Below are 12,968 nucleotides of genomic sequence, written 5' to 3'. Positions count from 1 at the left end.
TAGAAAAACTTAAAACTATGGGTATATATTTAGCGCCCGTTATTTTCTTCGGGCTTATCATTTTATTTGCTTCGTTTTTTGTTGTTAAACAGGAAACTGCGGCTATTATCGAACGTTTCGGAAAATTTCGGGCTGTAAAACATTCAGGGCTTCATCTTAAACTGCCCATCATAGATCAGATTGCGAAAAGACTGAATTTGAGAATTCAGCAGCTGGACGTAATGATTGATACGAAAACATTGGATAACGTTTTCATCAAAATGAAAATTTCTGTTCAGTACCAGGTGATCCGAAGTCAGGTAGGAGATGCTTATTATCGTTTGGAAAATCCGGAAAATCAAATTACTTCATTTGTATTCGATGTCGTGCGTGCTGAGGTTCCGAAACTGAAACTGGATGATGTTTTTGTAAGAAAAGACGATGTAGCAATTGCGGTGAAAAGTGAACTTCAGGAAGCGATGAACAGCTACGGATATGATATTATCAAAGCGTTGGTAACAGATATTGATCCTGATGAGCAGGTAAAACATGCCATGAACAGAATTAATGCGGCAGAAAGAGAAAAAACAGCTGCAGAATATGAATCAGAAGCACAGAGAATCCGAATTGTAGCCGTTGCAAAAGCAGAAGCAGAATCTAAAAAACTTCAGGGACAAGGGATTGCAGACCAAAGAAGAGAAATTGCAAAAGGACTTGAAGAGTCTGTAAGAATGCTGAATAATGTAGATATCAATTCTCATGAAGCATCAGCGCTTATCGTGGTAACACAGCACTATGATACATTGCATTCGGTGGGAGCAAGCAACAGAAGTAGTCTTGTCCTTCTTCCCAATTCGCCTACTGCAGCCAGCGGAATGCTGAATGATCTGGTTGTAGCCATGACAACCGCAAATACCGTAGGAGAGACTACCAAAGGAAAATATCCTGATCCACCTCAAAAAGAAACTGGATTTTAAGATAGAAAGGAAAATGAATATATAATTGTTAACTTTTCCGGATTGACCAAAAGTAACTTCTGACTTCATTCTTCCAGCCTCCAACATAAAAAAAGTTCCTGAAATTTTCAGGAACTTTTTTATTAATTATTTCTTCGTTTTAGAAACTTGTTCTACCAATGTGTATTTGATTGAAGAGGCGTCTGCCGGAGGGTTTTCGATTTTTTCTGTTTTTACTTTTAAAACATATTCGTAACCCGGTTCATAAGTAAATCCTTCAATACTGCTGTAGAAATTAGTCCAGTTTTCAGAAGCATTTTCTTTTACCTGCATGCATTTCATACGGCCTGCTCCTGCAGAACAGTCTACAGTTTGTGGCCCTACGATAATTGTTTTTTCATTAGCTGCCAGTTCTTTCTTTTTTGTTTTAGAAACCTGTTTTATCAATGTGTATTTTATGGAAGATCCATCAGCTGGCGGATTGGCAATTTTTTCTGTTTTTACTTTTAAAACATATTCATATCCCGGTTCATAAGTAAATCCTTCGATATTGCTGTAGAAATTGGTCCAGTTTGCGGAAGTGTTTTCTTTTACCTGCAGACATTTCATAGGAGCTACGCCTGTACAGTCTGCTGTCTGTGGTCCTACGATGAATGTTTTTTCATCACCTGCGGATGCATTGGCTGTGGTTGTACATTGCGTCATCGCGAATAATGCTAATACGGGTGCTGCTCCTTTTAGAATTGTTGCTATACTTTTCATAAACTTGATTTTTTTCCCCATACCTCGCAATTACCATGCCGAAATTGTAGTACTTCTGCTATTGCTTTTTATTTTTTTAATCGTTTAATTTGAATTTCTTAAACACTAACCACAAAACATAATTCTTATAATAAATATGGAAAATCAAATGCAAGTTGAAAATTACAGGATTCAAAAACCTGAAATGTGGGCAGGAAATATCGGGGATGAAGAAATAAAAAGCCGAATCAAAGACTCCGAATTTGCCAAAAGACAAATTGATGAAGGTCGTGATTACTGCTACTTTTTAGACAAAAAATACTACACAAGCAACACCGAAAACAGTGAGTATGTCTGTATGGCCTATACTCTGAACGAACCCGGAAATCTTGAAAGAGCTTCTGTTTCTGATGTGATTGTAGAGGAGAATGAAGTTTACCAGATTCACAGAATCAGTGTGTTGAGAGACGGAGTACTGATTGATAAAATTCCGGATACGAAAATTAAGGTTCTTGACAGTGAAAATCAAAGTAGTGGTGGAGTCTTGAGTAGTAATAAAAAAATCAATATTACTATTAAAGATTTAAGACTGTATGATGTGCTGATTTTAGAAGATTCAAGAATCAAAGAATTTACAGACCGCGATTTTCTGAGAAAGAAATTCTCAAAATATGTCTGGGTAAGTCCGGATAACTATTGGGCTTATGGTAGCTTTACATTCACTTTTATCAATGAACGTGAACAAACTATTGCTTACAAAAAAACATTTTTCAGAGATGGACAGGGCAATGTTCTTGAATCGGAAATCAATTATCTGAAAAAAGGAGAACGGTTTGTGATTGAAGAAGAAAATTACATCAATCCTGTAGACTCAGGACGTGAAATTTTCCCTTATATAGATTTTGCTACAGAAAGTAACTGGAAAGACCTTTCCAACTATATTGTACCAATCTATGAGGAGATTTTCAATAAAGCTTCATTACAGGATTTTGCTCCGAACCTTGTTGAAAAACTGGATGCGATTACTGATCAGGATGAAAAGCTGCAGTTTGCCATAGAATATGTTCAGAATCATATTTATTACATCTTCAACGCAGATGAAATGAATGGACATAAACCACAGGAACCTTCAGTAACTTATGAAAATAAACAGGGAGACTGTAAGGCAAAATCCGTTTTGTTAAAAGTAATCCTTGATTATATAGGAGTAGACGCGTCTGTAGTGCTGGTGAATTTTAATACAGATTATTATATTAAATACTATCTTCCTTCATTATTAAGCTTTAATCATGTGGTGGTAAAAGTAAATTATAAAGGAGGGGAATATTTCATTGATGCCACCATCCGTGATGAATTCGGATTGATTGAAAACAGAGGATTCATCTATTTTATGCATTATCTGGAAGTGAAAAGAGATCAGGAACTTAAGGTGAGAAAATCGTATAAATTCCCTTATTTCTGCATTAATGAAAGAGTTGATTTAGCTGCTCAGGGCAATACCGGAAAACTTACTCTGTCAACCACTTATAAAGGAAACAGAGCTAATGCTATGAGAAGGTATTTTAAAAGTACCAATAAAAGAGAAATCATAGACAGCTGGAACAGCTTCCTTTTCTATGCGCTTAATTATTCAGGTGACCGTAATGGTACAGATGTCCGAAACGTCTTTAAAGATGCTGCTATTGATATAGTAAGCGATGATAAGAGACTGAATGAAGTAAAGATTCAATATACTGCTGCTATTGAGAATCCTTATTTTGTAGATCCACAGAAAAACCGTTTTCTGATGTACTTTGACCGAAATGTAGTGAAGGCAGGCGCAAGAGACTTTATGCACAAAGATTTACCATTCTGGCATAATTTCGATAGTGAGAAATATGAAATCAATCTCCATACAGATCAGAAAATTGATACTGAAGAAAAATATACCATTCAGGAAAGTACAATAGCGAATCCATATTTTGACTATAAAAGCCGTAAAAAAGTGAACAAGAACGGGGCAAGTGTGAATATTGAATATAATCCTCTGATCAATCTTGAAATTCCGCAAAGTGAGTTTGAACAGTTCAGAACAGATCATCATACCGTTGCTGACAGTAATTTCGGACTGGGAATAGACATTATTGAACCAGGACTGATGAATATGCTTAAATTCAGCTTTAAGAAGAAATTTAAATAGAGCTTTATATTCAAAGTTTAATGTTTAATGTTTCGACGGGCGGCGAAGCCGCCCGTCGAAATATTTTATTCTAATAATATTCATTGATAATCAATTTTAAAGTACAATTTTATATATGAACAGGATAATGCTTCTGGGATTTTGTGTTGTGGTTTCCTCATTTGTTAAAGCACAGAATGTAACCAAAGAAAATATTACAGGATTCTGGAAACTGAAGGAAGCAGGGTTTTATGAAGGGAAAAAGAAAGTAGTAAAAGAATTTGATAACTGCCGTTTGATGAGGAATTACGCCATCAGGGAAGATGGATTTGCTATTTACAATTATGTAGAAGGTAAAACAGGAGATTGCAGTCCTTCCGAACCAAGACTTTCTTTTTGGAGGATTGTAGAAAACAGAATCCAGTTTTATGTGGATGACCAAAACATTCTGGAAGAAGTGGAAGTAACAATGAATAAAGATCATACGATAACATTTTCAAGTTATATTCCTAAACGGACAAGTGTGAATGGAGATGCTCTTGCTGAGAAAATAGTAAATACGGTTCACTACGACATACTTGAAAAAAAATATTAATGGTAAACCTTAAACTTTTTGACGTATGAATTATGTAACAATAATCTATCTCCTGAATATTGTACTCTATGCCATGTATTTTTTTGGAAGAACCGGAAGTGAGGTGGCAATGTCCAGCTTAGATTATATGGTTTCAGGAATCCTATCCCTCTTTCTTATGTTTGCAGGATATCTGAATGCAAAAAAAGGAATGATCTACAGAACGGTTCTGTGGATATTTTTTGTAAATGTATTTTTATTTGCTTGTTCCGGTTTGTTTGACCAGTTTGGAAGCCATTTTAATATCCTTTCCAATAGTAATAGTGACAGTTTTTTCTTTACGCTGGCACTGCTTGTGTATAACGGGTATCTTTTCTCTCTAGCGGTTATTCTTGAGGGTTCAGGACTGGCATTGATAGTTCCGGTTGTATTATCTTTCATTCTGCCTTCATTGGGATATCTGATCGGAAAAAAAACTTCATCCGAATAAGCAGAACTCTACCGACGCATAGTCATTGCGAGCCGAAGGTGAAGCAATCTCAATCGAATAGTAAAGGTTGGAAAACGCAAGGGCGCAAGTATTATTAGAGGAGTGCTTTTAAGACGCAAAGATTTTATCTCCGATAAAATTTCAAAACTCTGTTTTGTCATTCCGAGCAAAGCAAGGAATCTAAAGTCTAAACTACAAGAAAAATAATAACGTACAACTGAACAAAGTCGAAATGTTTTCTTGTGCCTTAAAATATACGCAACCTATAACTCTTGCGCCTTTGCATCTCCCAAACTCATACTTTTGGATTAAAAAGGAGTTTAATGTTACTCCTGATTCTGAGGTTTATTATCGGGCATTATGAATTTCTGTTTACCAATAAGCAGTTCAAAAAACAGTCTGAAATCTGAAATGAGAGACCATAAAGGATATTTAAAAGTAGCCGGTTTGTTTCTCTCAATCACAGCATGACTAAACCATGCAAATCCATAGCCTACAATGGGGATATACCAAAGAAACCTTTCCTTTCCGGAACTGATGACATACCATATAACGAAAAATACGAGAAATGTTCCGATAAAGTGAAAAATACGGGTTCCTGTTTTACTGTGTTCCGTAAGATAAAACTGATAAAATGCTTTGTATGTTTTAATTCTTTCAGTCATGGCGGTCTAGTTTATTGATTCTATTGAAGTTAAAGCAATAATTCTGCCGATTTTGAAAGAGAATAAAAAAAGAAAAAGGCAAAATCGCAAATCAGTTTCTCCATCAGGTTTAACCTCTTTGCTATTTTGCCTTTTCGTAATTATGCTTGTTTATTTAGCTATTCTTTAATTCTTTACCCAGTTTACTGTTTTTGTATCCGTAGCAGAAGTAAATCACCATACCAATCAGGAACCACATCCCGAACCAGAACCAGTTCTCATGGCTCATTCCTGTAAGAAGGTACAGACATGAACTTAATCCAATCAGTGGAATTAATGATAAATTCTTTACAAAAGCCACAACACATAAGATCAGGTTGATGATGATAAAGAAGAAAATAGAAGCTCTGAATTCTCCTTCATTAGGATCTGACCAGTTCATCAGGTTGTCAAAAAACTCCGGCTGCCATTTGTAGAAAGCCAGCAAACCGCCGATAAAAATAACAGGGAAGATGATTTTACCATTCACATAAGGAAGGTGAAATCTGCCTTTGATTTTTTCTTTCGCAGGAAGCATAAGCACTCCTGCGCACACCAGTACAAATGCGAAAATAGTTCCGATACTTGTAAAATCAAGAATGAAAGTTTTATCTGTAAATAAAATAGGAATACCTACTACAATCCCTGTAACAATAGTTGCATACGATGGTGTTTTATACTTAGGATGTACTTTCTGGAATCTCTGAGGCATTAGTCCGTCACGGCTCATGGCATACCAGATTCTCGGCTGTCCCATCTGGAAAACCAATAATACGGTAGTAATGGCAACTATCGCAACGAAAGAAACCACAAGCTCCATCCAGGCTACATTAGCATTTGTTTTTTCAAATATGAAAGAAAGAGGATCTCCAACACCGTCAAATTTCTTATAATCTACCATTCCTGTCAATACAAGTGTTAATGCAATGTAGATCACAGTACACAGCACAAGAGAAATAATCATTCCCTTTGGTAAAGTCTTTTGTGGGTCTTTAGTCTCTTCAGAAAGAACACTTAAAGCATCAAATCCGATATAAGCAAAGAATACTCCTGATACGGCACTCATTACTCCTGCAAAACCATTCGGCATGAAGGATGGTGTTCCTGTTGTAGGACTTACTGGAGTCCAGTTTTCAGTATTGATATAAGAGAAACCCACCAGAATAACCAGTAAAATAACCCCAAGCTTTAAGATAACCAAAGAGTTGTTGAAGTTTTTACTTTCTTTTACTCCTACATAACAAAGCCATGTAATCAAACCGTTAATAACCAATGCCGGAATATCTACGATGAATTTCAAACTTCCGATTAATGGAGCTGTTTTCCAGGCATTTAATAATTCCTTGTTTTCAGAACCATATTGAACAGCTTTTCTTGCTTCAGTATAACTACAGGTCAGATAATCAGGAATATGCATTCCGAGACGCCCTAAGAAACTGGTGAAGTAATCCGACCAGGAAAAGGCTACGTAAATATTCCCGAAAGAATATTCCATGATCAGAGCCCATCCGATTATCCATGCAATCAATTCTCCAAAACTGGCATAGGCATACGTGTAAGCAGAACCTGCGGTAGGAATTCTGCTGGCAAATTCAGCGTAGCATAAAGCGGTAAACCCACAGGCAAAACCGCAAATCAAATATAGTAGAATAACACCGGGGCCTCCTCTGAAAACGGCTTCTCCTAAACTGCTGAAACTTCCAGCTCCTATAATGGCCGCAATACCAAAAAATACAATGTCCCATACACCTAAGACCCTTAAAAGTCCCGTTGAAGTATCTGTATCTGAATAGATTTTTCTTCTAAAAAGTTGACTCATTCAATAACTATATTTGATTTGAAAAAAAGCAAATGTAATGATTTTTTATTTTGATGTTAACAGTTGTTAAGAACATTTGGGTAAAAATACTCAAACAAAAGGCTTTAGTCTTTATAAACAGGGATTTCCACATAACTGTCATTATACCATTTTATCTCTAAAGGTTCCCCGGAATCCTTGACCGTTTCATCACTTACATCTTTCCCGGAACCATAATTGATCTGCCAGTTGGGACTTTTATTCACTCCGACCAATAAAAGGAGTTTGCTTCCTTTTTCTATCTTTTTACTCATGAAATAAGAATTGTTAATCGGAATCTGTTCCGTTTTATTGGGTTCAAGAAGCTGTCGTTTTTCATTGTTCTTCGCATAGCTGGCTCTCACAATATGAGTGGATAGAAGAGAGGATTTCCCATCCGGTTGAATCTGATACAAGGAAGTATCCGTGTCAAAATCTTTCTTATTGATGGAAACATTGAAGATTCCGGAAAGATTTCCACTCATGATGATATCCTTGTCAAGAACTTCACTTTCAAAAGCGACAGAATTTGTCATTTTTATGCTGTCTTTTTTACTGACTTTGTAATAAGTGTCTTTCTGATCTCTGTTTTTTAAATCAACAATTTGTGTTGTGAAGGTCTTGTTTTCAGATTTATTAAATACAGAAGATGTGTTTTTTTTGTCCTGAAGGTAAAATTTCAAAGAAGAATTATGCATTTTATCAAGATCAGCTACATGCTTCCATGTATTCGTATTCATCACCTGAAAATTGATTCTGTCTTTTAAAATTTCCGGTTTTTGACCTCCTTTAAGAATATAATCGAACCATGAGAAAGCAAGGTCATCAATACTGATTCTGGCCACTGGGTCAATAGGATTGCCATTCACGTAAGTAAACCCGAAACTTTGTGCTCCTCCATGATTATAAGGGCCTATGACCAGATAATGATTTGCATTTTTATTGTATAGATGATGCTGTTTAAAATAATACAGCGCGCCAATCTGATCATCATCATAATATCCCGTTGTCGTCAGGATAGGAATATTGATTTTAGAAAAATCCTCTTTGTAAGGTACCATTTTCTGCCAGTACTGATCATATCCCGGATGATCCAGCCATCGTTGGAATATTTTGCTTGGTTTACCACTTATTGTATCTAAAGACCTGAATGCTTTTCCGCTTTTGTACCATTTTGTATAAATAGAATCCCATTTTACAGCATTGGCGAAATCAGCCTCGTCCGTAAGTTTGTTATTGGTCACATACTGTATCCACTGAAGCATGTAGCTCATGAAGATATTATTCTGAGCCGGATAATCGATCCCGATTCCAACGGCAACCTGAGGAACAATTGTTTTTAATGCCGGATGTAGTTTTTTTACAGCTCCCCATTGGCTGAAACCTAAGTAACTGCCGCCAATCATTCCCACTTTTCCATTGCACCAGGGTTGTTTGCTTACCCAGTCGATCACTTCATAAAGATCTTCAGATTCATGTTCAAAAGGATTATTAACATTATTACTGTTTCTCTTACCTCTTGTATTGACAACAGCTCCTACATAATTATAAACAGCAGCTCGTTTTCCAAAGAACTCATCAAATGAACCTGCATAGATATTATTGGTAAGAATAACGGGAAGCGGAGTAGTATCTCCTTTTTTTCTGACAATGGTAATTGTTAGAGTATTTCCGTTTTTTAATTTAAGATCTCTGGTTTCAATAATGAATTTTTCTCTGTCTTTTGAAGCCAGGATCTGCATCACCTGAGGTTTTATACCGGAATAGGTTTTATAACTTAAATAGCTTTTGCATAGAGCAAGGGCTGTCCTGTAATCAATACTGTCTTTGTCTTTTTGTTTATCCAGTATTTTATTCAGTTGTTTTTTTGACTGTTTTACATCCCCGTCAAGAGCAATTCCTAGTCTGGGAATCTTTTTTTCTAAAAGACTTTCATATTTTTTATTAAATACTTTTTGAAGGGCATTGGAAAATGAGATATTGTTTTCTTTTTGCTCCATTTTCGCAAGTGTATACAGTTCAAATCCGATATATCTGTAGTCTCCCATATTGTTATCTGCAAAGAGCTTACGGTTTTCGGTAAGAGAAGTAAGCGAATTTTTATAATCCTGAGCCACTATCTGCAAACGGAAAAGGTTGTCCATAAGATCAACGGTGTTTTCCGGCTTGTATTTTGCCGATTGAAGATGAGGAATCACTTGTTGCGCAAGTCCCGGTATCTGTTTTTCCAATATAACAGAGTCATTTACAGCTGTCTTTGGAAAATAAAACTTTTGTGCCTGCAGGAGGTTTACAAAAATTAATGCTAAAAGTATCTTAAATTTCATGAGATGGTGTGTTTATGGTATGTTTTTAGCTACTGTTGAAAAAGTATCAAATTAAAATGTGTTTTTGATAACTGTTTATTAAAATGTTTACATTTTATCAAACGAAAATAGTAAATTTTATCATTGTATGGTGAGAAAAATTACATTGTTATGAAATAAGAATTAACAGCCATTAACACTGTTAAAACTTGCTTAAACAATAAGTTTTTAATATTTTCGTTAACTTATTTAGACTAATTTTCTTATATCAAGAAGAATGAAATCAAAAAAAATACTTTTAGCGGCTGCTGTAATTTATTTCGGAATCTCCGATGCTCAACAGTCTCAATATTTTACCCAGAAAGAAAATTACAGGTTCAATCTAGCCGAAAATCTTTATCAGACCAAAATATACAATGCTTCTCAGTACGAATATGCAAGACAATATTTCTACAATCAGAATTTGTCCCGTTCGAAAAAAGAAGCTGCGCAGTTTTTTGATAATGTGATCGGTGTGATTCTTCAGAAAAATCATGCTGAAGATGGGTTAACGGCTTTTATGAAAGAATATCCTAATTCTGCTTATTTTGCACAGGCTAATCTTCCTTTGGCAGATTACTATTTAGCAAAAAAAGATTTCGACAAAGCACTGGAAACTTTGAAAAAAGTGAATCAGTATCAGCTTTCGAAGGAGGAAAATACCCAGTATATTCTGAAGCTTGGATATGCAAAATTCATGACAGGCGATTCTAAAGGAGCTACTGATGCCCTTGAAGAAGCTTATAAAACAGCAGATCAGTCTCAAAAAGGAGATATTGCTTATATGCTGGGACATTTGTATTACAGCAACAGACAGAGTGATAAAGCTTTCCAGTATTTTGATTCGATAAAGGATCAGGATAAGTTCTCCAAACTGGTACGTCCTTATTATGTGCAGATGTATTATAATGATAAGAATTACGATCAGGCGATTACGGAAGGAAATGCTTTGTTAAACGAAAATATTTCAGATTCTTATAAAGCTGAAGTTCATAAGATCATTGGGGAGAGTTATTTCATGAAAAATGATTATACTTCTGCCTACCCACATTTAAAAGATTATCTGAGCGTACAGCAAAATCCATCAGAAAATGATTTGTATGAGATGGGATTTGTGGCAGCACAGCTGAAAAAATATGATGAAGCGGTTTCCTATTACAACCAGCTTCTTAACAGTAATTCTGCTTTAGCTCAAAATGCATACTACCAGTTAGGAAATGCTTATCTGGCAGTAGATAAAAAACAGGAAGCACTTTCTGCATTCCGTTCTTCTTATCAGATGGATTATGATGCGAAAGTGAAAAAGCTGGCTCATGAGCAGTACGCTAAATTGAGTTACGATATCGGTAACCCGTTTGAAAGCCCTTCAGCGGTAATCCAAAGTTATATCAACGAAAATCAGAATGGTGCCAATGCCACAGAAATGAGGTCATTATTGGTGAAATCCTATCTGTACTCCGGAAACTATAAAGAAACGCTGAATGCGATTGACAGATTGCAAAGTTCAACTCCTGAGATCAACAAAGTAGATCAGGAAGTTTCTTATTTATTGGGAACCGAAGAGTTCAACAAAGGAAACTATGACGAAGCTGAGAAATATTTCTTAAGAAGTCTTGGTTTCAATATCAATAAGGAATTCAAAAGCCGAGCTTTATACTGGCTGGCACAGGTGTATTACCAAAAAGGAAATTATCCTTCTGCCATTGTACGTTATGAAAAGCTTCTGAATGAAAATTTCCCTGAAAAACAGCAGCTTCCCTATGATTTAGGATATGCTTATTTTAAATCCAAGAAATTTGATCAGGCTGCTACGTATTTCAAACAATATCTTGCCAATCCGAAACCGGAATTTAAAAATGATGCAGAACTTCGTCTTGCAGATATTCATTATGCAAACAATGACCTGAACGAAGCGATTGCCATTTATGATAAAAATGAAGATGCTACGGATTATACTTTGTACCAAAAAGCAATGGCTTTAGGATTCAAAGGAGACACACAGGCGAAGATTAGTAACCTTAAAAACCTTTTATCAAAATATCCGGATTCCGAATATTATGATGACGCTCAATACGAAATAGGAACGGCTTACGCAGCTCAGGATGATTTTGTGAACTCCAATGATTATTTCGGAAAAGTAATTAAAGGATCTTCTGACAAGGATCTGATTGCTAACGCATCTATCTACAGAGCACAAAATTATATCGACCAGAATCAGAATGATAAAGCTCTTTCTGAACTGAAATCTTTGGGTGAACAGTATAAGAATACAGCTTATGCTCAGAAAGTAGTTCAGGCTGCTAAACCTATCTTCACGAAAAACGGAGATGTTTCAGGATATGAAACTTTTGCAAGAAATATTGGTGTCAATGTAGATGCTGCTGAAATTGATGAGATCAACTTATCTACAGGTAAACAGTTGTTTGCGAAAAAGGATTATAAAAATGCAATTTCTTACTACGAGAAGTATCTGACACAGAATCCGACAGGTGAAGGATTGTACCAGGCTAAATATGAATTAGGGGAAAGTTACTACCAGACTAATAATTCAACTAAAGCTTTACTTGTGCTTCAGGAAGTTGCTGGAATTCAGAACGATTACCAGGATGATGCACAAACTCGTTTAGCTCAAATCTTTATTACACAGGGGAATAATGCAGAAGCCAGAAAGTACCTTGAAGGCATTAAAAATTCTTCCAATATCAGTATTAAAAACTATGCAAATGTGGAGTTGATGAAACTGTATGCGGAAGAAAATAATTTCTCTGAAGCGGAAAAATTAGCCAATGCAGTGATTGCTAATTCTAAAAACTCAGCAGCCGTTATTGAAACAGCGAAAGTGATTAAGGCAAGAAGTCTGATGAACTCAGGAAAAGATAAAGATGCGCAAGCTGCCTATGTCTCTCTTGAAAAGTCATCCAATACTTCAGTAGCTGCGGAAGCTTTATATGCTAAAGCGTATTATCAGAACAAAGGAAAAGCTTTCAAGTCTTCTAATGAAACAATCTTTAAGCTTGCCAACAACTATGCTTCGGAAGAGTTCTGGGGAGCAAAAGCGTTGGTATTGATGGCTAAAAACTATATCGGCCTGAAAGACAACTATCAGGCAAGTTATACTTGTGATCAGATCATTGCGAACTACAAGGATTTCCCTGAGATCGTAGCAGAAGCTAAAGAAGTTAAAAAGCAGATTAAGAAATAAGAA

At 35.9% G+C, this 12,968-nt stretch carries 9 protein-coding genes; 5 read left to right on the top strand and 4 right to left on the bottom strand.

The features are described from left to right. Positions 1-17: 17 nt before the first annotated feature. Complete coding sequence (locus BUE84_RS13750) at positions 18-956, top strand: SPFH domain-containing protein (protein WP_079242120.1); 939 nt, start codon at positions 18-20, stop codon at positions 954-956. Between the two features lie 126 nt (positions 957-1,082). Here the strand turns inward: BUE84_RS13750 and BUE84_RS24845 are convergent, their stop codons facing one another. Then, entirely contained in the window at positions 1,083-1,697 is a 615-nt protein-coding gene (locus BUE84_RS24845) for a DUF4377 domain-containing protein (RefSeq protein ID WP_079243943.1), read from the bottom strand. A gap of 136 nt (positions 1,698-1,833) precedes the next feature. Here BUE84_RS24845 and BUE84_RS13740 point away from each other — a divergent pair, with 136 nt between their 5' ends. The 3 genes from BUE84_RS13740 to BUE84_RS13730 all read left to right on the top strand — a co-directional run bounded on the left by BUE84_RS13740 (position 1,834) and on the right by BUE84_RS13730 (position 4,898). Further along, the gene (locus BUE84_RS13740) at positions 1,834-3,855 is read left to right on the top strand and encodes a hypothetical protein (RefSeq protein ID WP_079242119.1); all 2,022 of its coding nucleotides are present in this window, start codon (positions 1,834-1,836) and stop codon (positions 3,853-3,855) included. A 115-nt stretch (positions 3,856-3,970) separates the two neighbouring features. After that, on the top strand, positions 3,971-4,429 hold the full coding sequence (locus BUE84_RS13735; RefSeq protein WP_079242118.1) for a lipocalin family protein: 459 nt from the start codon (positions 3,971-3,973) through the stop codon (positions 4,427-4,429). A gap of 25 nt (positions 4,430-4,454) precedes the next feature. Then, a complete protein-coding gene (locus BUE84_RS13730; RefSeq protein WP_079242117.1) occupies positions 4,455-4,898 on the top strand; it encodes a hypothetical protein in 444 nt (147 codons plus the stop codon). Between the two features lie 326 nt (positions 4,899-5,224). On the opposite strand, the gene BUE84_RS13725 is transcribed toward BUE84_RS13730, so the two are convergent. The 3 genes from BUE84_RS13725 to BUE84_RS13715 all read right to left on the bottom strand — a co-directional run bounded on the left by BUE84_RS13725 (position 5,225) and on the right by BUE84_RS13715 (position 9,745). After that, positions 5,225-5,563, bottom strand: coding sequence for a DUF962 domain-containing protein (locus tag BUE84_RS13725; RefSeq protein WP_079242116.1), 339 nt, complete (start codon positions 5,561-5,563; stop codon positions 5,225-5,227). A 154-nt stretch (positions 5,564-5,717) separates the two neighbouring features. Then, on the bottom strand, positions 5,718-7,400 hold the full coding sequence (locus BUE84_RS13720) for an APC family permease (RefSeq protein ID WP_079242115.1): 1,683 nt from the start codon (positions 7,398-7,400) through the stop codon (positions 5,718-5,720). 104 nt (positions 7,401-7,504) lie between these two features. Further along, positions 7,505-9,745 carry a CocE/NonD family hydrolase gene (locus BUE84_RS13715; RefSeq protein WP_079242114.1) on the bottom strand — a complete coding sequence of 747 codons (2,241 nt, stop codon included), beginning with the start codon at positions 9,743-9,745 and terminating at the stop codon, positions 7,505-7,507. Between the two features lie 256 nt (positions 9,746-10,001). Here BUE84_RS13715 and BUE84_RS13710 point away from each other — a divergent pair, with 256 nt between their 5' ends. Beyond that, positions 10,002-12,965 (top strand): tetratricopeptide repeat protein, encoded by a 2,964-nt coding sequence (locus tag BUE84_RS13710; protein WP_079242113.1) that lies wholly within the window; start codon positions 10,002-10,004, stop codon positions 12,963-12,965. The last annotated feature ends 3 nt before the right edge of the window (positions 12,966-12,968 follow it).

Source organism: Chryseobacterium indologenes (assembly GCF_002025665.1).
GTDB lineage: Bacteria > Bacteroidota > Bacteroidia > Flavobacteriales > Weeksellaceae > Chryseobacterium > Chryseobacterium metallicongregator.
Note: the sequence above shows the minus strand (reverse complement) of the source record. Positions and strands in the feature narration are given on the sequence as shown.